General features: G+C 41.6%; 23 protein-coding genes and 1 other annotated feature. Of the genes, 17 read left to right on the top strand and 6 right to left on the bottom strand.

Annotated features, from left to right (window positions below; genetic code table 11):
- From NFS43_RS19455 to selB, 4 genes are all read left to right on the top strand, one after another.
- Entirely contained in the window at positions 1-345 is a 345-nt protein-coding gene (locus NFS43_RS19455; protein ID WP_251554450.1) for a YkgJ family cysteine cluster protein, read from the top strand.
- Between the two features lie 20 nt (positions 346-365).
- Positions 366-860: a GNAT family N-acetyltransferase gene (locus NFS43_RS19460; RefSeq protein WP_251554451.1), complete on the top strand. Its 495-nt coding sequence runs from the start codon at positions 366-368 to the stop codon at positions 858-860.
- Between the two features lie 88 nt (positions 861-948).
- Positions 949-1269 (top strand): acetate and sugar kinases/Hsc70/actin family protein, encoded by a 321-nt coding sequence (locus tag NFS43_RS19465; protein WP_251554452.1) that lies wholly within the window; start codon positions 949-951, stop codon positions 1267-1269.
- A 71-nt stretch (positions 1270-1340) separates the two neighbouring features.
- Positions 1341-3227 (top strand): selenocysteine-specific translation elongation factor, encoded by a 1887-nt coding sequence (gene selB, locus NFS43_RS19470; protein ID WP_251554453.1) that lies wholly within the window; start codon positions 1341-1343, stop codon positions 3225-3227.
- Positions 3228-3261: 34 nt separating this feature from the next.
- On the opposite strand, the gene NFS43_RS19475 is transcribed toward selB, so the two are convergent.
- On the bottom strand, positions 3262-4686 hold the full coding sequence (locus tag NFS43_RS19475) for a TerD family protein (protein WP_251554454.1): 1425 nt from the start codon (positions 4684-4686) through the stop codon (positions 3262-3264).
- 478 nt (positions 4687-5164) lie between these two features.
- Here NFS43_RS19475 and NFS43_RS19480 point away from each other — a divergent pair, with 478 nt between their 5' ends.
- The 9 genes from NFS43_RS19480 to NFS43_RS19520 all read left to right on the top strand — a co-directional run bounded on the left by NFS43_RS19480 (position 5165) and on the right by NFS43_RS19520 (position 14505).
- Positions 5165-6082, top strand: coding sequence for an ABC transporter permease (locus NFS43_RS19480; RefSeq protein ID WP_420910347.1), 918 nt, complete (start codon positions 5165-5167; stop codon positions 6080-6082).
- Positions 6082-7035: an ABC transporter permease gene (locus NFS43_RS19485; RefSeq protein WP_251554457.1), complete on the top strand. Its 954-nt coding sequence runs from the start codon at positions 6082-6084 to the stop codon at positions 7033-7035. The genes NFS43_RS19480 and NFS43_RS19485 overlap by 1 nt, the downstream gene beginning before the upstream one ends.
- A gap of 4 nt (positions 7036-7039) precedes the next feature.
- On the top strand, positions 7040-8035 hold the full coding sequence (locus NFS43_RS19490; RefSeq protein ID WP_251554459.1) for an ABC transporter ATP-binding protein: 996 nt from the start codon (positions 7040-7042) through the stop codon (positions 8033-8035).
- Positions 8036-8059: 24 nt separating this feature from the next.
- Positions 8060-9688, top strand: coding sequence for a peptide ABC transporter substrate-binding protein (locus tag NFS43_RS19495; RefSeq protein WP_251554461.1), 1629 nt, complete (start codon positions 8060-8062; stop codon positions 9686-9688).
- Between the two features lie 77 nt (positions 9689-9765).
- Complete coding sequence (locus NFS43_RS19500; RefSeq protein ID WP_251554462.1) at positions 9766-10689, top strand: S66 peptidase family protein; 924 nt, start codon at positions 9766-9768, stop codon at positions 10687-10689.
- 13 nt (positions 10690-10702) lie between these two features.
- Positions 10703-11794, top strand: a complete 1092-nt coding sequence (locus tag NFS43_RS19505; protein ID WP_251554463.1) for a mandelate racemase/muconate lactonizing enzyme family protein — start codon at positions 10703-10705, stop codon at positions 11792-11794.
- Positions 11795-11796: 2 nt separating this feature from the next.
- Positions 11797-12711 carry a C40 family peptidase gene (locus tag NFS43_RS19510; RefSeq protein WP_251554464.1) on the top strand — a complete coding sequence of 305 codons (915 nt, stop codon included), beginning with the start codon at positions 11797-11799 and terminating at the stop codon, positions 12709-12711.
- Between the two features lies 1 nt (position 12712).
- A complete protein-coding gene (locus tag NFS43_RS19515; protein ID WP_251554474.1) occupies positions 12713-13723 on the top strand; it encodes an ABC transporter ATP-binding protein in 1011 nt (336 codons plus the stop codon).
- Positions 13724-13725: 2 nt separating this feature from the next.
- The gene (locus NFS43_RS19520) at positions 13726-14505 is read left to right on the top strand and encodes a serine hydrolase (RefSeq protein ID WP_251554465.1); all 780 of its coding nucleotides are present in this window, start codon (positions 13726-13728) and stop codon (positions 14503-14505) included.
- A gap of 47 nt (positions 14506-14552) precedes the next feature.
- Here the strand turns inward: NFS43_RS19520 and NFS43_RS19525 are convergent, their stop codons facing one another.
- From NFS43_RS19525 to NFS43_RS19535, 3 genes are all read right to left on the bottom strand, one after another.
- Positions 14553-16010: an alanine/glycine:cation symporter family protein gene (locus NFS43_RS19525; protein ID WP_251554466.1), complete on the bottom strand. Its 1458-nt coding sequence runs from the start codon at positions 16008-16010 to the stop codon at positions 14553-14555.
- 165 nt (positions 16011-16175) lie between these two features.
- Positions 16176-19322 carry an MMPL family transporter gene (locus tag NFS43_RS19530; protein WP_251554467.1) on the bottom strand — a complete coding sequence of 1049 codons (3147 nt, stop codon included), beginning with the start codon at positions 19320-19322 and terminating at the stop codon, positions 16176-16178.
- 4 nt (positions 19323-19326) lie between these two features.
- Entirely contained in the window at positions 19327-19788 is a 462-nt protein-coding gene (locus NFS43_RS19535) for a MarR family winged helix-turn-helix transcriptional regulator (RefSeq protein WP_251554468.1), read from the bottom strand.
- Positions 19789-20010: 222 nt separating this feature from the next.
- Here NFS43_RS19535 and NFS43_RS19540 point away from each other — a divergent pair, with 222 nt between their 5' ends.
- Positions 20011-20682, top strand: a complete 672-nt coding sequence (locus NFS43_RS19540; RefSeq protein ID WP_251554469.1) for a response regulator transcription factor — start codon at positions 20011-20013, stop codon at positions 20680-20682.
- A gap of 9 nt (positions 20683-20691) precedes the next feature.
- The gene (locus tag NFS43_RS19545) at positions 20692-21954 is read left to right on the top strand and encodes a sensor histidine kinase (RefSeq protein WP_251554470.1); all 1263 of its coding nucleotides are present in this window, start codon (positions 20692-20694) and stop codon (positions 21952-21954) included.
- Positions 21955-22078: 124 nt separating this feature from the next.
- Here NFS43_RS19545 and NFS43_RS19550 read toward each other — a convergent pair whose 3' ends face one another.
- Positions 22079-22969, bottom strand: a complete 891-nt coding sequence (locus tag NFS43_RS19550) for a cupredoxin domain-containing protein (RefSeq protein WP_251554471.1) — start codon at positions 22967-22969, stop codon at positions 22079-22081.
- 201 nt (positions 22970-23170) lie between these two features.
- Positions 23171-23386: a binding site (T-box leader), on the top strand.
- Positions 23387-23433: 47 nt separating this feature from the next.
- Here NFS43_RS19550 and proS point away from each other — a divergent pair.
- Together proS and NFS43_RS19560 are read left to right on the top strand one after the other, a co-directional pair.
- A complete protein-coding gene (gene proS, locus NFS43_RS19555; RefSeq protein WP_251554472.1) occupies positions 23434-24864 on the top strand; it encodes a proline--tRNA ligase in 1431 nt (476 codons plus the stop codon).
- A 223-nt stretch (positions 24865-25087) separates the two neighbouring features.
- On the top strand, positions 25088-25645 hold the full coding sequence (locus NFS43_RS19560; protein WP_251554475.1) for a GNAT family N-acetyltransferase: 558 nt from the start codon (positions 25088-25090) through the stop codon (positions 25643-25645).
- A gap of 112 nt (positions 25646-25757) precedes the next feature.
- On the opposite strand, the gene NFS43_RS19565 is transcribed toward NFS43_RS19560, so the two are convergent.
- A complete protein-coding gene (locus tag NFS43_RS19565; protein ID WP_251554473.1) occupies positions 25758-26339 on the bottom strand; it encodes a YdcF family protein in 582 nt (193 codons plus the stop codon).
- Between the last annotated feature and the right edge of the window lie 246 nt (positions 26340-26585).

A 26585-nucleotide genomic window follows, 5' to 3' on the forward strand; every position in this document is an offset into this window, starting at 1 on the left:
ATGGAACAATTGCCTTGTAAAGGATGCAAGGGATTATGCTGTGGTCCTGTCTCCATTACAGCAAAGGAACTTGCAAAGATTAAAAAGAAAATAAAGTCAATGCCGGCGAGGCTCCGCACCAATCTAGAGAAGCAAACAAGGTATCACGGCACCTGTATTTTTTATGATGTTGAAAATGACAAATGTGGAATCTATTCGGCACGTCCAGAGGTATGCAAAAGGTTCGGCTACCATAAAAATTTAGCCTGTTTCCGAAACCCAAATTTGGCTATTTCAGACCCCTATGTACAAGAGGATGAAAAAATAGGGGTTTTATCAATTGATTTCACCTGGAAGGATTTTTAATAAGGGAAAGGGAAGGTTGAATGATTGAGAAAATAGATTTTCAGGATAGCAGTTTAATAAAGAGATTATATGTCCTGCAGCGGGAAGCCTATTTGGTGGAAGCAAAGTTAATTAACTTTTACGAGATTCCCCCTTTAAAGGAAACGCTGGCTGATTTTATGGAATGCGGCGAAACTTTTATCGGTTTTTTTGAAGAGGATGAGATTATCGGGGCAGTTTCCTATACTGCCAACGGACAAAAGCTCACCATTTGCCGATTGGCAGTCCATCCCCAATTTTTTCGAAGAGGGATTGCCCAAAAACTATTGGCTGCTGTCGAGGAAGAATACCCTGATTTTGATGTGATCTATGTATCAACAGGTAAGGAGAACATCCCGGCCAAAAAATTATATTTAAAACACAGGTTTCGGCTGACAGGCGATATCGAAGTAGCTCCTGGCTTCTACATTAGTAAGTTTGAAAAAAAAAGAATGGCAGCAGACTTATATGATAAGGAACAACCCCATCTTATTTGAAAGAAGAATGGGGTTTTTTAATGGGTTTGGCAGGAAATCAACACTAGGTGTCAAAAAAGTAGGTAAATGAATTCTAGGAGTGATGGGCATGCCAGAAATAAAAGCAGGTATTGATGCAGGAGGGTCCCTATTAAAAATTGCTTATAAAGAAAACAATCGTATTCACTATAAAAAATATCCAATAGAGAAGGCAGATGAAGTGCTAAGCTGGTTTAAGGCAACAACAGCTTCATCGGATATAGATGCTGCATTAACAGTAAAGAATATTGTCTTGATTGGCAGTACTTTAATTGATAATCCATTTTTAAAAACAACACTTGCAAACTATCTGGCAGTGTTTGGACTATTTCCCCTATTTTTGAACAATGGGGAATTCTCTGGTGCCTATGGAGCGCTTCTATCTGTTTAAAATTCGACACTTGAACAATCCCGCCAATCAGGCTACAGTTAAGAGGAAGACCGGTAAAGAAGGTGGCAAGCTTGGAAAAAAGATTTTTTACAATTGGTATGGCAGGGCATATTGACCATGGAAAAACATCGCTGACAAAGGCGTTAACAAATGTTGATACCGATCGTCTGAAAGAAGAGAAGGAACGGCAAATTTCAATAGAGCTTGGTTTTGCTCCGTTATATGAGGATGAAGAACTTCAAATTTCCGTCATTGATGTTCCTGGACATGAACGGTTCATCCGCCAAATGATTGCTGGCGTAGCAGGAATTGATTTAGTCGTACTTGTTGTTGCGGCTGATGAGGGAGTTATGCCGCAGACTCGGGAGCATCTTGAGATTTTGAAATTTTTAGGCGTTAAGAATGGAATTATTGCTATTACAAAAATCGATCGGGTAGATAAGGAGTTCATTGAACTGGTCAAAGATGATATCCTTGAGGAATTAAAAGGAACGGTATTTGAAAATTCCCCATTTGTTTTGGTAGACAGCCTCTCCAAAAAAGGAATTGATCAAATTCGGGAGCTGATCATTACAAGGCTCAAAGACCAAGAGATGCGTGATGCTAAAGGAGCGTTTCGTCTGCCGATTGACCAAGTGTTTACAGTAAAAGGCCAAGGAACCGTGGTACGCGGGACTGTCTATGAAGGGACAGTGGAGGAAGGACAGGCATTAACCATCATGCCAAAGGGGCAGGAGGTACGGGCTAGACAAATACAGGTCCACCACAAACAAGCTGTAAAAGCTTATGCAGGCCAGCGGGCAGCTATCAATTTGTCAAGTGTGGCAAAAGAAGAGGTGGAACGGGGCGATGTGCTTGTTTCATCGGAACACTTTATTGTCACGAAAATCATTGATGTAGCCATTCAGCTTGTCGATGAACTGGATCATATCATAAAACAAAGGATGCCGATAAAGCTTCATATTGGCACTTCTGAGGTGATGGGACGGATCGTTTTCTTTGACAGGAATGAAGTAAAAGAGGAAAATGGCGAAATTCTCTGCCAGCTTCGGCTTGAAGAAGAAATATTGACAAAGCGCGGCGACCGCTTCATTTTGCGGAGGCCAAGTCCCCAAGAAACGATTGGCGGCGGCTGGGTGATTGACCCGAGGGGAAATAAATATCGGTTTGGCAGCCAAACCATTGAAGAACTCGAAAAGAAAAAAGTGGGTTCCCCGAAGGAAAGGATTACTGCCGCATTGCTGGAGGCAAAAAGCCTGCCTGTTCATGAGTTAATAAAACGGACAGCACTAGATGAAGCTGCGATTACTGCCCAGTTAGACGCGGCAGATTTTGTCTTTTATAACGGCAAAGAATATACGCTTAGGATTTTAATTCATTCTATTGAAGAAGACATATATGATCGATTGCAGGATTTCCATCATCAGTTTCCGATGAAGCCAGGGCTCAATAAAGCTGAAATCATTCAAACGCTGCAAAAAAAATTTCCCAAGCCGCTGTTGGATTTTGTGATTGAAAATGGAATTGCGCACCACGCATTTAAACGGAGCGGGCAATTCGTTGCATTAGAGGATTTCATTCCCCGTGTACCGAATAGTTGGGCGAAACGAGCTGAAACCTTGTTGGATGAATTAAAGCGTGATGGATTGAAGGTTCGCTACCTGAATGATTATTTCGCTTCAGCGGGTATTCCAGACCAGCTTAGTGGTGATCTAAAACGGTTTTTTGAAGATACAGAGCAAATTGTCGTGCTTGATGACCAATTTACCTATCATGGAGATGTATTTAAAGAAGCCGTTTCAAAGCTCAAAGATCAAACCGGTCTGGACTTTGAGGTGGGGGATGCAAAGGATATACTTGATTTATCCAGGAAGTATATCATTCCATTCTTGGAAAAATTAGATGCTCTAGGATTGACAACTCGAGCGGACAATAAACGGATTTGGAAAGATAAATGATGAAAAAGAGGCTGATTATCAGCCTCTTTTTCATCTAAGATAAGAATTCTGCCGGATTTAAACCGAGTTCGCGGCATATATCTGACACCATTTGCTTTTCATTGTGATCAAAATTCCCATCCGCATAACCAATGGCAATACAATACCGGGCCACCAGCCTGGCTATTTCAGGCTTCGACCGAATGGCTCCAAGTGATTTAAAAGCATCAGCCCTTCCAAGCATACGGTCATTTTGCAGTTTGGAAATATAAAGGTTGAATTTTTGAATCACCTTGTTGGTATCAAACACCCGCAATTCTTCACTCTGATGGATAAAGTCCAGCATCTTCTGGCGCTCTGAAGCATCCAGATACCCATCTGCCATCGATACTAAAGCGCAGGCAGCGACCACAGCATCCATGACATCCTGGCTTTTATAGCGATTAAATAATTCCTGTGCTTTTCGCTTTTGGCTGTTCGCCCACTCTGCATAATCAGTTTGCGATGGAGACCAGGTGTTTCCGCATTGGATGCAGGTAAATTTCAGTTGGTTTTGTCCAATAAACCCTCCAAGCAATCCGACAGGACCTAGAATTAATCCACCAATCGCAGCCTTTCCTAACCCAAATCCCTTTTTTCCTGTGCGTACGTTGGTTGAATGGCAGCGAGGGCAGACAATTTCGTCTCCGCCATATGATTGGGAAAAGCGTGCAGCAGAAGGAAAAGCAGGTGCCGAGTAACCATAGCCGGGTTGTTGATAAGAAGAGTCCGGCTGCAAATGAACCGGCTGCTGCTGTTGGTAGGCATTCTGATTCGCCTGGCTTTGCCTGTAAGGGTCATAATTGTTTTGGCCTGTCTGCCAGGATGGCTGCTGCTGATAGGACTGTGGTGTAGTAGCTGCTGGCGGGTCATCCACCTCGATGCCAAAATTATGGCACAATGCAGCTAAACCGCCTTGAAAGCCGCTGGCAATCGCATTAAACTTCCATTCTCCATTATGACGGTATAATTCCGCCGCCACAATGGCTGTCTCAACAGTGAAATCCCTTCCTAAATTAAAGCGCAATAATTCCTCTTGCGTTACTTCGTTAAAAATCCTGACGTAGGAATCGGATATTTGTCCAAAATTTTGACCTTTTATTTGTGCATCATGAATAGTAATGGTAAAGGCGATCCGGTGGATATGGGGCGGAACGAGCTTTAGGTCGATACGGATTTGCTCATCGTCCCGAATCCCTGATCCGACACGGTTATCGCCGCTGTATATAATCGAACCATTCCCTCCGGAAGGATTATTATAAAACACGAAATCCTGATCACTTTGTACTTTTCCATTTTGCCCTAATAAAAATGCGGATGCATCTAGATCAAAATTAGAACCGCTGCCGATATTCCAGCCAAGCCCAACGACTACATTTTGCAATCCGGGATGGGTTTTGGTTAGATCTACTTTCTGGCCTTTACTTAATGAAACACCCAAAATTCTCACTTCCAATCCATATTCATTGTTACTTTTATTATAAATGTATTTAACTAATAGTGGAAATTTAAAGAGACCGAATTATTTTTTTGAATGAGTATGTGAGAATTTCTTACATGCTTAATTCCATTTTTCGCTATTTATTTTAAGAACAGTTTGAATTAAATTGAATATTATTCTATAATATTTAGAAAATAGAGAAATTTAAACGAAGGGGGAGACTAGAGAAACTTTCGCCTTGATTTAGAGGGAATTTCCACGTACAGGAGATGGACCAAAATGGGAGCCAAGCATTGTGTGCAAGCAATCGAATTATTACACCAGCAATAATTTTGAAATCACTTCGGATTTGTTAGAAGCGGAGGAAGTGATGGTTAATAATAGATTCAAGAAGTCTGCCAAGTATGGCTTGTCATGGCCGAGTTAGTAATGAGAACAACATACTGTTAGGAAGTGGTCATACGTGAATACATATTATATGAAACGGCTGGTCTCCATGATCATAACTTTGTGGCTGATAATTACTGGGACATTTTTCTTAATGCATTCCGTTCCTGGGTCTCCTTTTAATGAGGAAAGAAGAACCAATGAAGCGGTACAAAAAAATCTTGAGGCCTATTACAATCTGGACAAGCCGCTATTAGTTCAATATGGCAATTATTTAAAACAACTTGTCCAAGGAGATTTGGGCCCATCAATCAAAAAATCATCCCAAACCGTAAACGACATGCTTGGCAGGGGATTTCCTGTTTCGTTTGAACTAGGCTTTTATACACTCCTGGTTGCGATCATTTCCGGAATTGCCTTAGGTGTTATTGCGTCCCTTCGGCATAATGGATTCATTGATTATCTGGCAATGAGTATCGCCGTTATCGGGATTTCGATTCCAAACTTTGTTATGGCGACTCTATTAATCCAGCAGCTTGCGGTAAATTTCCCGATTTTCCCGGTTGCAACGTGGCAGAGTCCTAAGCATATGGTATTGCCAATCTTAGCGCTGGCTACGGGGCCGATGGCAATTATCGCCAGGCTGACCCGTTCAAGCATGCTTGAGGTCTTAACCCAGGACTACATTAAAACAGCTAAGGCTAAAGGGCTGTCACCGGTCAAAATTGTGTTTAAACATGCCTTAAGAAACGCCTTATTGCCTGTTGTCACTGTATTAGGTTCATTAGCAGCAAGCATATTAACGGGAACGTTTGTCATCGAAAAAATATTTGCCATTCCGGGCATGGGCAAATATTTTGTCGACAGTATCAATAATCGTGATTATCCAGTTATAATGGGAACTACGATATTTTACAGTGCGATTTTGATCTTTATGCTGCTTCTAGTAGATTTTGCATATGGAATCTTGGATCCTAGAATAAAACTTAATAAAAGGGAGGCGAAATAATGGAACTGCGTAAACAGGAAAACGTAAATATTTCGCCCGAAATACCAGATGAGTGGTTTGTGCGCAAAAATCAAAACATAAACGACGCAGAAGCAGTCGTCAGGCCCAGTTTATCCTACTGGAAGGATTCATGGCACCGGCTGTTAAAAAACAAATTAGCGATGGCAGGATTGTTTTTCCTTATATTACTTGCATTATTTGCTATATTTGGCCCGATTGTTTCTCCACATACGGTAGAGAAGCAAACCTTACTGGATCAAAATATCCCGCCATCCAGTAAATACTGGTTTGGGACTGATGATTTGGGAAGAGATGTATTTACCCGTACTGCCTATGGCGCCCGCATTTCCTTGTTTGTCGGGCTAATGGCTGCCCTAATCGATTTTATCATCGGGGTAACATATGGCGGCATCGCTGGCTACAAGGGGGGCCGTGTTGATAATCTGATGATGCGGTTTGTAGAAATTTTGTATGGACTTCCTTATTTGCTGGTTGTGATTCTTGTTATGGTCGTAATAGGCCCTGGATTAACGACGATTATTCTGGCGTTATCGATAACAGGATGGGTAGGGATGGCGAGGATCGTCAGAGGACAAGTTCTCCAAATTAAAAACTATGAATTTGTCCTGGCATCTAAAACATTTGGAACGAAAACATCTCGAATTATCCGAAAAAATTTGCTGCCTAATACGATGGGCCCCATCATCGTGCAAATGACACTAACGATACCATCAGCGATTTTTGCTGAAGCCTTTCTAAGCTTTATCGGCCTGGGCATTCAAGCGCCGCATGCCAGCTGGGGAGTCATGGCCAATGATGGATTATCTACCATTCTATCAGGCTATTGGTGGAGGCTTTTCTTCCCGACTTTATTTATTTCGTTAACAATGTTTGCGTTTAATGTTTTAGGTGACGGGCTGCAGGATGCCTTGGATCCGAAGTTGAGGAGGTAGCAGCATGGAAAAAATACTTCAGGTTAAAGATCTTCACGTATCCTTTTCAACATATGGCGGTGAAGTGAAAGCTGTCCGCGGAGTCAGTTTTGATTTACATAAAGGGGAAACCTTAGCAATTGTTGGGGAATCAGGCTGCGGGAAAAGTGTCACTTCGCAAAGCATTATGAAATTAATTCCCAATCCGCCAGGCAAGATTACCGGTGGTGAAATTCTTTTTAAGAATCAAGATTTAATTAAACTAAAGGAACCAGCAATGAGGAAAATTCGCGGGGCGAATATTTCTATGATTTTCCAGGATCCAATGACAGCCTTAAATCCAACGCTGACAATCGGTGACCAGATTATGGAAGGGATTAAGCAGCATGAGCATCTCTCTAATGATCAAGCCAAACGCGTGGCACTTGAAATGTTAAATCTCGTAGGAATTCCAAATCCGGAAATTCGGCTTAAGCAATACCCGCATCAATTTAGCGGCGGGATGAGACAGCGGATTGTCATCGCTATGGCTCTCGTTTGCCGGCCAGATGTGTTAATTGCTGATGAACCGACCACTGCTCTTGACGTAACGATTCAGGCACAGATCCTCGACCTGTTTCGTGATATTCAGAAAAAAACGGGTGTATCGATTATTTTAATTACCCATGATTTAGGGGTTGTCGCCCAGGTTGCCGACCGAATAGCGGTGATGTACGCCGGGAGAATTGTTGAGATTGGCTCAAGGCGTGAGATCTTTTATAACCCGCAGCATCCATATACACAGGGGCTGCTGCAGTCCGTACCTCGGTTGGATATGGAAAAAGCGGAATTAATTCCAATACCGGGAACTCCTCCAGATTTGTTTTTGCCGCCAGTTGGCTGTGCATTTGCTGCCCGCTGTCCGTATGCCATGGAGGTTTGTGAAAGAGTCTACCCGTTTCAAACACAATTGACGAATCAACATGCTGTTGATTGCTGGCTTCAGGATGAGCGGGCAAAACAATTGGTTTCAAAAATTTAATATAAAAAAACTAGGGGGTAAACCATGAAAAAGCTTTTAGCCATTTTGACTGCTGTAATGTTGGCGTTTGCATTAGCTGCTTGTACAGCTAATAAAGATGCCGGCAGCGAACCAAAAAACGATAAAGGAAAATCAGGAGAAAAAGCAGAAAAAGTATTAAATTGGAACAATGGTCAAGAACCAACCTCTTTTGACCCGCCAATTGGTTTTGATGCGGTTTCTTGGAATGCACTGAATAACTTAATGGAGGGCTTGACTCGTTTAGATGAGTCGCACGAGCCAAAGCCAGCCATGGCTGAAAAATGGGATGTATCCAGCGATGGTAAAACTTACACCTTCCACATTCGTGAAAATGCCAAATGGTCAAATGGCGATGATGTAACAGCCAACGACTTTGTATTTGCTTGGAAACGATTATTAGATCCTAATACCGCTTCTTCTGCAGCCTTCCTGGCCTATTTCATTGAAGGCGGAGAGGCTTACAATAATGGCACTGGGTCAGCAGATGATGTTAAGGTTAAAGCCGTGGATGAGAAAACGTTTGAAGTCACTTTAGTTAGTCCGCAGGCTTACTTCTTAAGTGTCATCACTAATCCATGTTTCTTCCCGATTAATGAAAAAGTGGCAAAGGAAAATCCAGAATGGTTTGCTGAGGCAGACACATTTGTGGCGAATGGCCCCTATAAATTATCTGAATGGAACCATGACAGCAACTTTGTAATGGTGAAGAACGACAAATATTGGGATGCTAAAAATGTTAAAATTGACAAAATTAACTGGGCAATGGTTGATGATGACAATACTGAATATCAAATGTTTACAACAGGTGAACTCGACTCTTCTGACGTACCGCCAGAACTTGCTGAAAAGCTGTTCAAAGACGGGGATGTAAAGGTGGAAGACCAAGCAGGCCTTTATTTCTATCGGTTAAATGTAACAAAAGAACCGTTCCAAAATGCCAATATCCGAAAGGCGTTCGCCATGGCGATTGACCAAAAACAAATCGTCGAACGCGTTACAAGAAATCAAGAAAAACCTGCGTATGGTTTTGTTTCACCAGGCTTTAATGATGCAGATGGCAAAGACTTCCGTAAAACTAGCGGTGACTTGGTCAAAACAGATGCAGCAAAAGCAAAAGAATTATTGAAAAAAGGAATGGAGGAAGAAGGCTATACGACACTTCCGGAAGTTACCTTGACATACAGCACAAGTGATATTCATCAGAAAATGGCTGAAGCGGTACAGCAAATGATCAAGGAAAACCTTGGGGTTGACATTAAATTGGCTGGTATGGAAAGCAATGTGTTTACAGATGAGCAAAAAGCATTAAACTTACAATTTTCAAGAAGCTCTTTCCTTAATGATTATGCTGATCCAATTAACTCCTTAGAAAACTTCGTTACCGGCTCTTCCATGAACCGTACCGGCTGGAGCAACGCAGAGTTTGATAATTTGATCCAAGAAGCCAAACTTGAAAAAGATGAAAAGAAACGGTTCGAAATGATGTATCAAGCTGAAAAGATCCTGTTTGATGAAATGCCAATTATACCAATTCACTTCTATAACCAAGTTTACTTGCAAAACGAAGATGTGACTGGTGTGGTTCGTCATCCGGTTGGCTATTTAGAATTAAAATGGGCTGATAAGAAGTAAGGGGGATCAAAGGGGGTGTTCGATTGAACATCCCTTTTGTCCTAAAAGAATAGAATTTTAGAGAGGGGGAATGGCAAATGAGCAGAATAAAGCCAGAGCGGCTCCATCTAGGAGATACAGTTGGCATAATTGCACCGGCCAGTCCGCCAGACTTAAAGGGCCTAGAAAAAGGAATTCAATTTTTGAAGAATCTAGGGCTAAATGTCAAAATCGGCAAAAGCGTCAAACAAGTATATGGCTATTTAGCAGGTACAGACAAAGAAAGACTGGACGATTTGCATGAAATGTTTTTGGATCAGGAGGTAAAGGCAGTCTTTTGTGCACGCGGCGGATATGGGACTGGAAGAATTGCCTCAGAGATTGATTATCAAATCATAAAAAATAACCCTAAGATCTTCTGGGGGTATAGTGATATTACGTTTTTACATACGAGTATCCGCCAGGAGACCGGACTTGTCACCTTTCATGGTCCAATGCTGGCATCAGATATCGGTCAGGATGATGTCAATCAGCTTTCCATGGACGGGTATTTGCAATTATTCGAACCAAAGGGATTGGACTATACAGAGGAACTATCACCATTAGAAGTTATAGTCAAAGGCCAAGCAAGCGGAGAGCTTGTCGGCGGGAATTTGGCACTCATTGTAAGCACTCTGGGCACAAGGTTTGAATTGGATACAAAAGGGAAGTTGTTGTTCTTAGAGGATGTGCATGAAGAACCGCGTTCAGTGGACAGAATGTTGAATCAATTGCTAATGGCCGGGAAGCTTACGGAGGCATGCGGTATTTTAGTGGGTGATTTTAGTGATGCCGGGTCAAAAAGGGAGAATACGTTATCTTTGGAAGAAGTAATTCGATATTATGTGCAACGTGCAGGGAAACCTGCTGTTAAAGGATTTCAAATGGGCCATTGCAATCCAAACATAACCATCCCTCTTGGTGTGGAGGCAGCATTGGACACATATGAAAAGAGACTCTTTGTCGAAAGCGGCATCTTGTAAAGGACTGATAATAATGAAGATTGAGCGTGTGGAAACCTATCGAGTGGCAGTGCCGCTGATTAAACCTTTCAAAACGGCTTTAAGGACCGTTACAACCGCAGAATCTGTTTATGTAAAGATTACCTGTGATAATGGAATTGTTGGCTGGGGTGAGGCTCCGCCAACTGTGGTCATTACAGGTGATAGTATTTTAAGCATAGAATCGGCTATCCATGAAGTGATAAAACCATTTATCCTCACAAAGAGCCTATTAAACTATGAATTGATTTTTCAAGGGTTGAGAACTATTTTAGTTGGAAACTCCAGTGCCAAAGCCGCGGTGGATATGGCGCTGTACGACTGCCTGGCACAATTTTGCAAGCTGCCCTTGTATCAATTTTTGGGCGGCCATAAAAAAAAGGTGGAAACGGATTTCACCGTAAGTGTCAACGGACCGGAAGAAATGGGTGAGGATGCGGTCCGCTATGTTCAAAACGGTTTTAATGTCTTAAAGGTAAAAGTAGGAAAAGATGATATTGAGAAAGATCTCGACAGAATTAAGGAAATCAGGAATCGAATCGGTGCTGATATAAAACTGCGTTTGGACGCGAATCAAGGATGGACGCCTAAGGATGCAATCCGGGCGATTCGAAAGCTTGAGGATAGCGGGCTAGGTATTGAACTAGTTGAACAGCCTGTGAAAGCGGCTGATATCGAAGGACTTAAACAGGTCACAGATCACGTTGAAACGCTTATTATGGCGGATGAAAGCGTCTTTACTCCAAAACAAGCGTTTCAAGTATTAACAACAAGAAGTGCGGATTTGATCAATATAAAATTAATGAAAGCAGGGGGAATCTACCAAGCGCAAGTCATCAATGCACTGGCTGAAACATGTGGTGTGGAATGTATGGTTGGCAGCATGATTGAAACGAAGATTGGACTGACCGCTGCAGCCCATTTTGCGGCAAGCAAACAGAATATTACCCGTTATGATTTTGATGCGCCGTTAATGCTGGCAAAAGACAATGTTGACGGAGGCATACAATATAATAGCAGGCATATTACATTGCCTGGAGAACCTGGTCTGGGCATAAAACAAGTCAAATTAGATGGAGGTATTTAAAATTGGAAAAATGGCTTGTCAATGTGTCGGTCGCAACCGTATGGACATCCTTTGATTCTGCAAGAGAAATGGACTGGGACTCATTAACGAATCCTGTTCATCTCGATGATTGGTTAAACGGTTTAACCTATGATGCCAGGTTGAGCTTATGTAATGATAATCTAGTCCAAACTCAGCTTCTATATGGGCAGGAAGTATTGCTGGTTGAAGAAAAAGACGGATGGGCCCAAGTTTTAATTCCAGAACAGCCTACAACGAAACATGAATTAGGCTATCCAGGCTGGGTACCTATTTCACAGATCATCAAGTGTGAAAGTGACTGGAATTTGCATAATGGACCAGTGGCTGTTGTCGTAAAACCTAAAGCTGCATTAATAAAGGAACAGCCTCTGGAACTTTCCTATCAAACCATATTGCCTCTTTTAAAAGAAGAGAATGACAAGGTATGGGTAAGGACTCCAGATGGAATGGGCGCTTTTGATTGGGAACATGTTGTAATATTTGAAAGTTTAAGAGAGCGATATAAAGGAACTGGTAAGGATATTGTAGCCGCAGGAGAGCAATTTTTAGGGCTGCCGTACCTTTGGGGAGGCATGAGCTGCTACGGTTATGATTGTTCAGGGTTGAGTTATTCCATGTGTAAGGCAAACGGCTATACCATTCCCAGGGATGCACATGAGCAGGCAAAAGGCGGAAAAAATGTGCCATTATCTGAAATGAAGCCAGGAGATCTCCTGTTTTTTGCCTATGAGCAGGGGAAAGGCAAGATTCACCATGTGGGCATATATTATGGGGAAGGAAAATTGCTTCACTCTCCGAAGACCGGAAAAAACGTGGAGATTATCAAGCTGGCAGGAACCATTTATGAACAAGAGCTATGCACAGCAAGACGCTACTGGCTGGATACGGAGGAATAGCATGGAAAAGCAGGCTTTATTACAAGTGAAAAATTTAAAAAAACATTTTAGTCTTGGAAAAAATGAAATTCTCAAAGCAGTCGATGGAATTTCGTTCCATATTAATAAAGGGGAGACATTAGGGATTGTCGGGGAGTCTGGCTGCGGAAAATCCACTGCTGGAAGAACAATTATCGGATTATATGATGTGACCGATGGGGAAGTTGTTTTTAATGGGAAGAATATCCATTCGTTTAACAAGAAAGAACGATTTGAATTTCATCGGCAAATGCAAATGATTTTCCAAGACCCGTATGCTTCCTTAAACCCTAGATCAACCGTTGCCGAAATTATTTCCGAACCTATGGAAGTCCATGGAATGTATGCAAGTAAGCAAGAACGGCTGCAAAGAGTCTACCAGCTCTTGGAGGATGTTGGGTTAACCAAGGAACACGCCAGCCGTTATCCGCATGAATTCAGCGGAGGGCAGCGCCAGCGTATTGGAATTGCAAGAGCATTGGCACTTGATCCTGAATTTATCATTGCTGATGAACCGATTTCGGCGCTGGATGTATCAGTGCAAGCGCAGGTTGTAAATTTATTAAGACGGCTGCAGCAAGAGAAAGGGTTAACCTACCTATTCATTGCCCATGACCTGTCGATGGTAAAACAGATTAGTGATAGAATTGGTGTTATGTATTTAGGACATTTAGTGGAGTTAACAACCAGCAGCGAATTATATCATAACCCGATGCACCCTTATACGCAGGCTCTGCTTTCAGCCATTCCGATTCCTGATCCGGATATTGAGGATAAACGAGAAAGAATTATTTTACAAGGGGAATTGCCAAGTCCAATTAATCCGCCGAGCGGCTGTGTATTTAGAACACGCTGCCCAATGGCGATGGAAGTGTGCGCGAAGGAGCGCCCAGCTTGGCAGGAACTTGAGAAAAATCATTTTGTTGCCTGTCACTTATATGACAAAGATAAATCAGGCGGACAAGATTACTCTCAGGTCGCCGCAACGAGGTAGCGATGGATCCATTAAAGGTGAAAATAGCGGAAGAACTAAAAAGCTTTAAGGGAAGGATCGGCCTGGCAATTGAAATAGGAAATGAGAGAATCGATCATCATTCCGAGGAGGTCTTTTCTTCTGCCAGTGTCATTAAAATTCCCATTTTAATAGAAACCCTTCGTCAAAGTGATGCTGGAACGCTGAATTTAAATAATTTGGTCAGCATTGAAAATAGGACAGGCGGTTCTGGAGTGCTTCAGATCCTTTCTTCTGACGCCAGATTATCAATATTGGATTTAATGGCATTAATGATTACAGTCTCAGATAATACAGCCACCAATATGCTAATCGATCGATTGGGAATCGTTTCAATCAATTCCACCATAAAAAAATTGGGACTTACTAAAACGGCTTTACAACGAAAAATGATGGATTTTGGCGCGAAAGAACTGGGTATTGATAATGTAACTACAGCTGGCGACATGATTCAGTGCCTAAAAGCAATCAATGAAAAAAGCATGCTTTCAGAGAAAAGCAGGAACCTTGCCTTAAATATTATGCATGCTCAGCAGTTTCAGGATAAGATCCCTGCCTTGATGGATCTAGACAAAATTTATGTGGCGAATAAGACAGGCGGTCTGCCGATGGTTGAAAATGACTGCGCAATCTTAAGGTATAAGAATAAAAAAGCCTATGCAGCCATCTTAACAAATGAACTTGAGGATGCATTTATGGCAAGACAGGCAATCAGCAGGATTGGAAAATTTGTTTATGACTATTTGCTTGCTTCCACAAATTAAAGGACTGACACAATGGGTCAGTCCTTTGTTTATATACAAAAGTTAAGTCAACCTGTCTTTTCTTCTGTGATCGGAGTATATTCCTTTTCCCAGAAATCAGCATGATCAAACCCAAGTTTGGCTGGGTCAAAAATAGGGTCCTTGCCAGCTTTAAGCTGAGATTCATAGTCTTTGAGAACCCTTAAGGCAGGCTTAGTCAGCAGTAGAATCGCGATAATATTCAACCATGCCATGCTTCCAACACCAACGTCTCCCAAGCCCCATGCTAGTGATGCTGTTTTAACACTGCCATAGAAAACCATGCTGCAAATAACTACTTTTAATAGAAATACAGACCAAGGCCGATTATTCTTTCGATTAATAAAGGCAAGGTTTGTCTCTGCCATATAGTAGTAAGCCATAATCGTTGTAAAGGCGAAGAAGAATAATGAAATAGCTACAAAAGGTGCTCCAAAACCAGGAAATACCGCTTCTACTGCTGCTTGGGTATAACCGGGACCCGGTTCCATGTCGCCAAGATTATTGACAATTGGCGCTTGATTTTCAGGAGTTACATTATACATGCCTGTAATGATAATCATAAAAGCAGTTGCTGAACAAACCAAAAGGGTGTCAACATAAACGGAAAATGCTTGGACAATGCCTTGCTTCGCTGGGTGTGATACCTCGGCAGCAGCAGCAGCATGCGGTCCAGTACCTTGTCCGGCTTCATTTGAATAGATTCCCCGTTTTACTCCCCAAGAAATAGCAGCCCCTAAAATTCCGCCGAATGCTGCATCGGCACCAAATGCACTTGTAAAAATTAACTTAAAAACACCCGGTATTTCAGCTGCATTCATAAATGTTATAACTAGGGCAACGATGATATACCCAATTGCCATAAATGGAACCACCATTTCGGCCACACGGGCAATCCTTTTCACACCGCCAAAAATAATAATGGCAAGTAAAGCTACTATAATAATTCCTGTAACTGCTGGACTAATGTTAAAAGCAGTCTTTGCACTTTGAGCAATACTATTTGCCTGAACTCCAGGCAATAAGACTCCAGTTGCCAGCACAGTTACTATCGCGAATAAGGCGGCATACCACTTAATATTTAGTCCTTTTTCAATGTAGAACGCAGGGCCGCCTCGGAATAGGCCATCCTTTTTCACCTTATAAATTTGGCCTAAGGCAGATTCAATAAAGGCAGATCCTGCCCCTAAGAATGCCATGGCCCACATCCAAAATACGGCACCAGGTCCTCCATATGCAATAGCTGTTGCTACCCCAGCGATATTCCCTGTACCAACACGCCCAGATAAGGCAAGTGACAATGCTTGGAAAGATGAAATGCCAGCTTCAGATTTTCCTCCCTTAAACATTAGCTTTACAATATCCTTCATGTGCCGTACTTGAACAAACCTTGTGGCAATTGTGTAAAATACACCAACCCCTAAACATAAATAAATAAGTGCCTGACTCCAAATGATATCATTTAACCAATCCACAAAATTCTCCATAAAATCCCCCCTTAATCTGACGGTTATATTATATAACAATTGTTTGTGAGAAAAAAGAATTTTTTGAATATTCGTATTTGTTGTTGTTGTGTTTGAACAATGGTGATAGGAAGCGGAGATACTTCAAAAATAAAGAACACGCTGCATCGAGCGTGTTCCCGGACGTTATTTTTTAGTTTCGTTTGGCTTCATAAATGGCCACCAGTTTGCTTTGCCAAAGGTTTTAACCATGACTGGAACGAATAAAGGCAAAACGACCAATGCATAGAGTGCAAGACCGATTGACAGAATCGTGGCGATCTCGAGTAATGAGAGTACACCTGATGGCATCATGGCTGCAAATGTGCCGCCTAAGATGATAGCGGCTGAAATAATGACTGTTCCCATTTTCTTCATCGATTCGTGAATAGCCTGCTGGACAGGCCATTCACGATACTCATTAAACCGGTCCATCAAGAAGATGCTGTAGTCAATGCCAAGTGCGATTAAGATTACAAAGGCAAAGAAAGGTACAGCCCAGCTAATCCCCGTATACCCCAGCCAATTAATAAAGATCAATTCAGAAATGGACATCGAGGTATAATAGGTAAGAATTAATGAACCAATTAAATACAAAGGCATAATAAACGAACGGAGTAAAATCACTAAGATGATCGCAATTCCAGTCAGCATGAAAATCACTGTTCTGGAATAATCTGACTTGGAGATTGTATCCAAATCATGGTGCATACTGGATACACCGCCAACAGCAACCTGGGCATTTTCCAGTTTCGTATCCTTTACAGCCCGCTCCACTGCCTCCTCAATGGCAGGGATTTGTTTGATCGCTTCATTTGAATAAGGATTTTTATTAAAGACAACATCCATCGTCATGACCTTGCGGTCCTTTGACATATAGGTATCGAGTACCTTTGCGAAGTCTTCTCCCTCTAACGTATCTTGAGGTATATAAAATCCATTTTGTTTTTGTTCTGAAACATCAGATAAATAATTTTGAGCAGAATCCAACCCTTTTGAAACCTCCGTAAGACCGTCAGCACTCTGAACCAATCCATCAGTTAATTGAGTGAGCTGGCCGCCAATGGATTGAAATCCTGTGAGAAGCTGTTCCTGCCCATCTGCCAGCCCACCCAGGCCGCCAGAGAATTTCGGTAGCTGGGAGATAATTTGCCCTTGGCCGCTGCTCATTTGATTGAGTCCTGCCTCCAGCTGACCTAAGCCTTCAATGAGTTGCTCCATTCCATTGACAAGCTGCTGTTGGCCTTCTATTAATATTGCAAAATTAGTATTGGCAGTATCAAGTCCTGCTTGAGTTTTTTCTAAACCAGCATTTAATTGGCTTAGTGTGCCAGCTGCAATCATTGTTTGAGTCAGAGCGCCAGGTTCATTGCCTTCACCTTGAATGGCTTTTTTAATTGTTTTATAATCGTCATCATCTTTAAGGTTGTACTTGGTTTCCAAATTGGAAAGACTTTGAGTAACTGCTAGTAAATTATTCTTCAGATTTTCGAGGCTGGATGCAACGGTTTTGTATTGGCCTGTCAGCGCTGCAAGTCCAGAGCTTGCTTGCTTATATCCAGACAGGAGTTCTCTGCTTCCGGCTAGCATCTCTTCAGACTTTGTTTTCAACAATTCTAAACCAATACGTGCTTCCGCTGCACCCATCGAACCATCTTTTAAACCTTTCTCAATTTGGGATAAGCCGGTTTGGAGTGAACCGACACCAGTTTTTAAGTCTGTCGTGCCTTTAATTAATTGGCTGATGCCGTCAGATGCTTCTTGCATTTTGGGCTGGCTTCCGGCCATCTGGCTGCTGGCTTCTGCAAGACCTTCGCTGATTTGTTTGATCCCGTCATTTCCTTTGCCTAGTCCTTCTCCAAGGCTTTCCGCTTGTTTTGAAACGTAAAAATCATCCACTGTTTCTCCGGTAGGACGGGTGATTGAACGAACAGATTTCACATCTTCCACTTTGCTTAGTTCTTCACTTATATTTTCCGTGATTGCGATATATTCCGAAGTATTCATCTTGTCATCGTTTTTAATAACAATTTGAGTGGGCATTGAGTCTCCAGGTCCAAAGGAATCGGCGATGGTCTGATAGCCTTTTATTGAAGCATAATCATCACTTATTTCCTCTAATGAATTAAAGGATAATTGATCACGATAAGTGAATAAAAAAGGCACTGCCACAATGAGCACAATGACAAAGGCAATCAAAGGACGCAGGAGGGCAAACCGTCCCATTACTCCCCATATCCTGCTATCACCGTGTTCAATCTTTCCTTTCGATGGCCAGAAGAGTTTTTTACCTAATACGGCCATAAAAAAGGGCACAATGGTGATGAGTGCCAGCAGCAGGATTGCCACACCAACTGCCACTGCAGCAGCCGATTTATATAATTGGAACGTAGAAAACCCAATTGAGGCAAAACCGATTAAGACAGCCGCACCGCTGAAGAAAACCGTTTTTCCAGCCGTTCGGTATGTGGCAGCAATCGATTCTATGACATTATCAGTCTTGGATAATTCTTCTTTATAACGGCTAAGCAGCAAGATACAATAATCCGTTCCAATACCAAAAAGGACCGCTACTAAGAAAATCTGCGTAAAGGTCGATAAGGGAAAATTAACGGTATCAACTAGAATAGCGACAATGGATTGTGCCGCCAGATAACTGAAGCCTACCGTAATTAGCGGAATGACCGGTGCAACGGCCGATCTGAACACAAGCAATAAAACGACTAAAATGAAGACGACGGTAATTCCTTCTGTTTTTTTTAAGCCTTCTTGTGAGTTTGTGATAAGGTCTTCATTGATCATCCAACTGCCAGTATAGTAATGTTCTAGTTTGACATCATCAATGGCCTTATTAAGGTCTTCAGTAATTTCTTTTCCTTCTCGGCCATTTGCAGTGACTTTAAGCGAAACTAGAATTGTTTTTCCGTCTCTAGAAACTAGCTGGTCTTCTAATTCCTCCTGATTGAAATGAGTAAGGATTTCGGTAATTCCCAGCTTTTCCTTGTTTTTTTCAATTTTATCGATGGCGGCTTCTGCACGGTCCAAATCATCCTGCGTTAACTTTTTTTCGCTGTGGAATACTAATGCTGTCTGCAGGTCGTTCCCTTTGTTCTCCGCGGATTTCACATCTGCAAGGATTTTATTGGCTAGTGTGGATGAATAGCCATCTGGAACCGTTATTTGCCCTTTTTCCCGGACAAGTTCGCCCATATTTGGAGCGGCAAAATACAATCCGGCAATGACCCCAATCCAAGCGGCAATAATCAGCCATTTTGCTTTGATGATCGTCCTCATCCGTTTATTCCCCCAGTTCTTCCTTTTGCTTTTTGATTAATATTTGCGCCAATTTTTCATAAGTGGTGATAAAATTAGTTATTTCTTCCTGGTCAAATCGGGTAATAATCGATTCGACTAATAACTCGATTTTTTCTTGGCAGGTTTCATATAGAATGCTGCCTTCCTCAGTTAAGGTTAGGTAAACCACTCTTCGGTCATTGGGGTCTCTTGTTCGATCAATTAGTCCTCGTTCGGCCATTCTATTAATGATCGCCGTGATCGCGCTCTTATTAACATCAAAGGCATCCGCCAATTCAGAAGAGGTGCACCTTACATGATTGCGAATGTATCTTAATATGTAGTGCTGGTCATTCGTTAATTCGCTGCCGATTTCACCTTTAATTAAGGTCTCCGCTTTTTTGTTTACGGAGAATGAGACCGATATATATCGATCAATTAGTTGTTGAATCGTTTGATGATTCAATCCTATTCACCCCCAGATTACTAGATAGTTAAATAGTTTAACTATTCACATATTTAACTATATGCCGAATAAATCCTTGAGTCAATATGAAAAAACACGGTTAAGAAAAAGTTAAGCATCACTAGTAATAATAAAATAAATAAAAGGAAATTTCTTTGAGACATTATATTTTTCAGATATAATATTATTAATGATTTTTGCCTTTGTAAGGAGAGGAAAAAGATGCGTTTATTAGTCGTTGAGGATAACCTTCCATTATTAGAGTCAATTGTTCAGTTATTATCAGATGAATTTGAAGTCGATCAAGCATCGAATGGGGAAGATGCGATGTTTTTAGCGATGCAAAATATTCATGATGCTATTGTCTTGGATGTGATGATTCCAGAAATAGATGGATTTGAAGTGTTAAAGACAATCCGAAAGGAAGGATTAAAGATACCTGTGCTTTTTTTAACGGCAAGGGATTCTTTGGAGGACCGTGTCAAGGGGCTGGATTTCGGCGGTGATGATTATTTGGTCAAGCCGTTTCAGGCAGCTGAATTAAAAGCAAGAATCCGCGCATTGTTAAGAAGAAGCGGCAGTTTAACAACAAACCAAACGATCCAATATCGGGGGATTGAATTGTTTGGAAAAGAAAGGGATATTCATGTGGATGGCGAACCTGTTAAACTGACCACCAAGCAGTACGAGCTGCTGGAATATTTAATCCAAAACAAAGGCGCCATTTTAACTAAAGAACAGATTTATGACAGGGTTTGGGGCTTTGATTCCGATACCACGATCGCCATTGTCGAGGTATTTATGCACCATTTGCGAAAAAAACTGGAACCATTTGGCTATCAAGCGGATATTAAAACGATTCGCGGTGTAGGCTATATGCTCCAAGAAGAGTAGGAGTTGCGAATGTTCCGACAGACACATATTAAACTGACACTTTTAAATTCATTGGTTTTTATCATTTTAATTGGCCTGTTAGGCAGTGCTGTTTATCTTTACACGGAGCATCAGCTATATAAGGATGTAAATCAATCTTTGATGGAGTCCATAGACCAGCTTACAAATCCCAGAGGTGCAAAAGGAGAATATAGGGAGAATAATGTTGAGCAAGTGCCTGGTTTTATGCGCCGGGACCCCCGAATCATGACGTTGATTTGGGATGAAAATGGGAATCTATTATCAGACCAAGATCGGACTGCCCTTATTTTTGAAAATAGGGAGGCTGTGATTCAACCGAAAAAATTAGAAACGCTTGTAGATATCGATATTGAGAATTATTCATTTCGGTATGCTGCAGTTGCGGTGCAATACCCGCAATTAGGGAAGTTGACGGTACAATTTATCCGTAATGTGGATTCTGAAAAAGAATTGCTGAACCGCCTTTTGCTGATTATTCTCATTGGCTGTGGCGCCGGTGTCCTTTGTGCCATTGGCATAGGGTATTTTTTAGCTGGCAGGGCACTTGTTCCCATCAAAAATGCCTGGGATAAGCAGCAGCAATTCGTATCTGATGCATCTCATGAATTGAGAACACCCCTAGCGGTGATCCAAGCTAAAACTGAAATATTATTTCGTTCACCTTCCGCAACGGTGCAGGATAAAATCCTTGATATTTCCACGATATCGGCTGAATCGAGGCGGCTATCGAAACTGGTCACCAATTTGCTGACTCTTGCCAGGTCTGATTCGAATCAAATTGAAATGAATAAGCAGCCCTTTCAGGTTGATGAACTATTGAAGAATATTATTCAGCAATTTGAAGATATTGCCTTGTACCAAGAAAAGTCTCTTCAATTAGATGTGAGTGAAGCCATTACTTTTTATGCGGATAAAGAAAGGATTCATCAGCTGATTGTCATTTTGCTCGACAATGCGATGAAATACACCAATGAAGGAGGAGAAATCCTGCTTTCATGCAGGCAGACTCATTCTTCCATCATTCTTCAGGTGAAGGATACCGGTATTGGCATACCAGAGGAAGACATTCCTAAAATTTTCGACCGGTTTTATCAAAGTGACCAAGCAAGGTCCGCAGCTGAGGGGACGGGTCTTGGGCTTTCGATTGCCAAATGGATTGTTGAAAAGCACCAAGGGAAAACGAAGGTGCAAAGCACGATCGGTAAAGGTACTGCAATTGAAATTACATTTCCTAAAGCCCAGAAGAGTTGAGTGTAAAAAGCTGTTGGACTCCCAACAGCATTATTTTTATGAGGGAGTATAAAAGTTTTAGCCTTTGAGAACTGTCTAGCTCCACGCCATACGGTGCCGGCCAGGGCGCTTTTGAAAGGAACCATCATTCCACGATGATGGTTCCTTTTAGCATATTCATACCGCAGCTGTACGTAAATTCTCCAGATTTATCAGCTATAAAGCTAATATTTGTTGTGCCAGCCTTTAAATTCGTATTTTGGATATTGAAATCAGGAAGGTTAAAGGTTGTATAACAGCTATCTTCCAATTGGGTTTCAATTTGGAGTTCTACCAGACTGCCTTTTTTAACACGGATGATATTTGGGGTGTAACCTTTCTCGGTAACCAGGATGTTTATTTTTGGCTCGGTTTCATCCGAAGCGTCAATTTCTGAATTTTCCTCTGGCTGAATAGCAAGTTCTTGCTGCGCTTGGGCCTGCGCTGTACCTGATGCTGAAGGGATTTCCACAATGTCGCTGCTATATAGAAAAAGAAACAGGCTGATTAGTAAGATACCGGCAGCGATTATGGCAAAGGGTGATAACTCATCTGTTTGTACCAAAATTTTGTCATTAGTTTCTGCTAGTAAAAACAAAACAACCATTCCCATTATGACGATATAGAAGCCTAATAGGATTCCGAGTAAAACAGCCGGATTTATAAACTGGAGCAATGCACCAAGAATGGCACCGATGATTCCTCCCATTAGGCCTGACAGGGAGCTTAAGACAATAGCGGGCAAACCTGAAGAATGTCCTGCTAAAAATCCAATCATAAATCCTATAATCATGCTAGTCCCAGTGACAAGAAAGATTTCTCCAGAAACTAAACCAATGATGCAGCCAGACAAAAGCCCGGTTGCTGCTGATACGCCAATTGCAGCTATAAGTCCATGTTGTTTGGCAAGCTTGGTTTTATGATGATATAAAAGATAGATTGAAAAAGTGGATATGGCAGCAACAATTATTGATGAAGCAATGTAAAATATATTCATGTGAATACCTCTCGGGCGATAAAATTTACAATATACATAAATTATAAAGGCAAGAAATGGGCATATAAGCGGCAGCATTTGAACGTTCTATGACTCTTTCTTTCACCTTTTTTGGCATCTGAATGATCCAATAAAAATATTCTTTTGATAAAGAATTGACTTTTGGGTTTGGGAAATATATAATTTTTTCAACCAAATAAGATTGAAACAATGACGGGGACTAGTAAAATGAATCAGTCTTACCAAGAGAGGATGCTATTGGTGGGAGGTATCTTAAGACAGTCATTTGAACCTGCCTCACGAGTTCTGTATCGGATATTTTGAAGATACATGCGGATAAAATCCGTTATCATGGAGAGAGTATAAAGTATTTGCTTTATGAATTTAGGGTGGTACCGCCAGGCCTTGGTCCCTTGTTAGGATCAGGGTCTTTTTATATTTATATAATTAATGAGGTGTCAAACATGGCAAAGGAATTTGTAAAAGATATTACAGCAATGGATGATGATTTCGCTCAATGGTATACAGATGTCGTCACCAAAGCGGACTTAATCGATTATTCAAGTGTTCGTGGTTCGATGATTATTCGCCCATATGGTTATGCATTGTGGGACAATATTAAAAATGAACTCGACCGACGCATTAAAGAAACAGGACATGAGAATGTCTATATGCCATTATTTATCCCTGAAAGTCTCCTGCAAAAGGAGAAGGATCATGTAGAAGGCTTCGCACCAGAAGTGGCCTGGGTAACTCATGGCGGTTCAGAGGAGCTGGCCGAAAGACTGGTGGTCCGTCCAACATCTGAAGTGTTATTCTGTGAGCATTACAGCAACATTATCCATTCCTATCGCGACCTGCCAAAGCTATATAATCAATGGGCCAATGTAGTCCGCTGGGAAAAGACAACCCGTCCATTCTTAAGAACCTTGGAGTTTTTATGGCAGGAAGGCCATACTGCCCATGCCACTGACGAAGAGGCAATGGAAGAAACCATCAAAATGCTGAATGTTTATGCCGCTATCTGCGAGGAAATATTGGCGATTCCGGTTGTCAAAGGGCAGAAGACGGAAAAAGAAAAATTTGCCGGCGCAAAGGCCACTTTTACGATTGAGAGCTTAATGCATGATGGCAAGGCATTACAATCCGGCACATCTCACCACTTTGGTACAGGCTTTGCCGAAGCGTTCAATATTCAATATACGGATAAAGATGGCAAACTGCAGTATGTACATCAAACATCTTGGGGCTTTACCACACGAATTATCGGTGCCCTGATCATGGTTCATGGCGATGACCGCGGGTTGGTCATTCCGCCAAAGGCAGCTCCAACCCAAGTCATGATTGTGCCAATTGCCCAGCATAAAGAAGGCGTACTTGATTTTGCCTATGATTTGAAAAATTCGCTTTCTAAAGCTGCTCGTGTTGATATCGATGCCAGCGATAAAAAGCCAGGCTGGAAGTTTAATGAATATGAAATGAAGGGGATTCCAGTCCGCTTAGAGGTTGGTCCAAAAGATATTGAAAACAAGCAGGTTGTTTTAGTGAGACGGGATACTTTGGAAAAAGTAGTGGTTTCTATGGATGAACTAGAGACTAAGCTTGTTGAGTTATTAGATGATATTCAAACCAATCTTTATAATAAAGCGTTGAAGCATCGTGAAGAGCGAACTTCAGTTGCAGCAACCCTTGATGAATTAAAGGAAACGCTAGATGCTAAACCTGGCTTTATTAAAGCAATGTGGTGCGGTGATTTAGCCTGTGAAGAAAAAATTAAAGAAGACACTGGTGCCACTTCCAGATGTATTCCATTTGAGCAAGAGCAAGTAGCAGATAAATGTGTATGCTGCGGCAAGGATGCCAAGCATATGGTTTATTGGGCAAAAGCTTACTAAATATTTTCGTAAAAAGGGCTGTCCATTAAGGGGTCTGACTCCGCGCTTAGAACAATATATAGAACGGTTTTTAAAATATCATCTATATGTTGTGGTGTGGTGTCTGGCCTCTTTTCCTTTTGGGCAGCCCCTTTTTACCGATGAATCCCTAATGAGTCCTTGTCAAAAGAGGATTTTCTCCATTTTTATCGAATTATAAACTGAATCTAGGGGGGAGGACATGATGAAACCAATTCTAATCGATTTTTCAGAAGAAATACATTCAAAAAGGTTATTAATCCGTAAGCCCTTGCCTGGCGATGGAAAAGCTGTGTATCCAGCCATGCAGGCCTCAATGAAGGAATTAAAACCATGGATGCCGTGGGCACACAGGAACCAGACAGAAGCAGAGGTGGAAGCAAATATGCGGGAGGCGTATATTAAGTTTTTATCCAGGGAAGACTTACGGCTGCATCTGTTCGATAAAGTGACAGGAGAGTTTATTGGTGCCTCCGGCCTGCATCGAATTAATTGGGATGTGCCGAAGTTTGAGATCGGTTATTGGATTGATACTAGGCATAGCGGAAAGGGGTATATCACAGAGGCAGTTGAAGCAATCCATCATTTTGCCTTTCAAGAACTAAAAGCTAGACGGATAGAAATCCGCTGTGACCCCAATAATATCAAATCACGGGCCATTCCAGAGCGGCTGGGATTTACATTGGAAGGCATATTAAAAAACGATAGCCGATCCGCAGATGGAGCAGAACTTAGGGATACTTGCGTTTATGCCAAAACGTAGTAGGTTCCTAAATCAAAGAGTGCCAAAATCGGCACTCTTAATTTTTAGAAAGCAAAAAAGTTTAGACTTTGAGAATTGTCTAGCTCTAGGCTATACGGCGCTGGCGCTTTTCTTATATTTTTCCATCCAAAAGGTATTTGGTAATCGCCATATATTCACGAAGGTAGTTTTTAGGAACAGAAATGATTGGTGTTTTAGAAGGCAGGCCTGACAGTTCCAGGTCCTGTTGGCGGGCAATCGCCAGGGCCCTGTACATATGGAAGGCATTCGTTACTACTACTCCTTTGCCGTTCTCTTTAGGGAGAAGTTTCCTTGAAAAAAGAATATTTTCATATGTACTAGTAGAACGATCCTCCAGAAGAATCCTTGATTCATCAATTCCTTGTTTTACCAGCTCCCGCTTAATGGCTTCCGCTTCAGAAATAGCTTCACCTTGACCTTTCCCTCCGGAGGCTATTGCGATCGTTTTTTGATTTTCCTTCAGATAGTTAGCAGCAGCTTGTATTCGGGTGGCAAACACTGAAGTGGGAGTGGTGCCTTTCACCCTTGCGCCCAGAATAATCAAATAATCTGCGTTTTTAGGCGGCTCCAAATCACTATATTGACTAATTTTAAATTGTAAAAATCCTGTATAAAATAAGCCAACAACGATCAATATTCCAATCGTATTCCTTACTCTCTTATTGTGTAGCATTTTTCTTCCTTCTCAGTAAATTTAGTTTAAAATGAAAAAACAGTGTTTATCGTATTATAGCAGAAATTGCCTTTGAAAAATCAGCATGCGTAAAAAATAAAAAGGACTTTAGCAGTCCTCAGATTGTCGAGAAAGGGTATTTTTCTCGGCAATTTTTTATTATCACAGTATCTAAATACCAAATTTATTGATTGTCCATGCAAATGGGCCTGTTGATTTCCGTTCCGGGCACTCGCTTTCCGCGGG

Source organism: Neobacillus muris (assembly GCF_943193175.1).
GTDB classification, from domain to species: Bacteria; Bacillota; Bacilli; order Bacillales; family Cytobacillaceae; genus Neobacillus; species Neobacillus muris.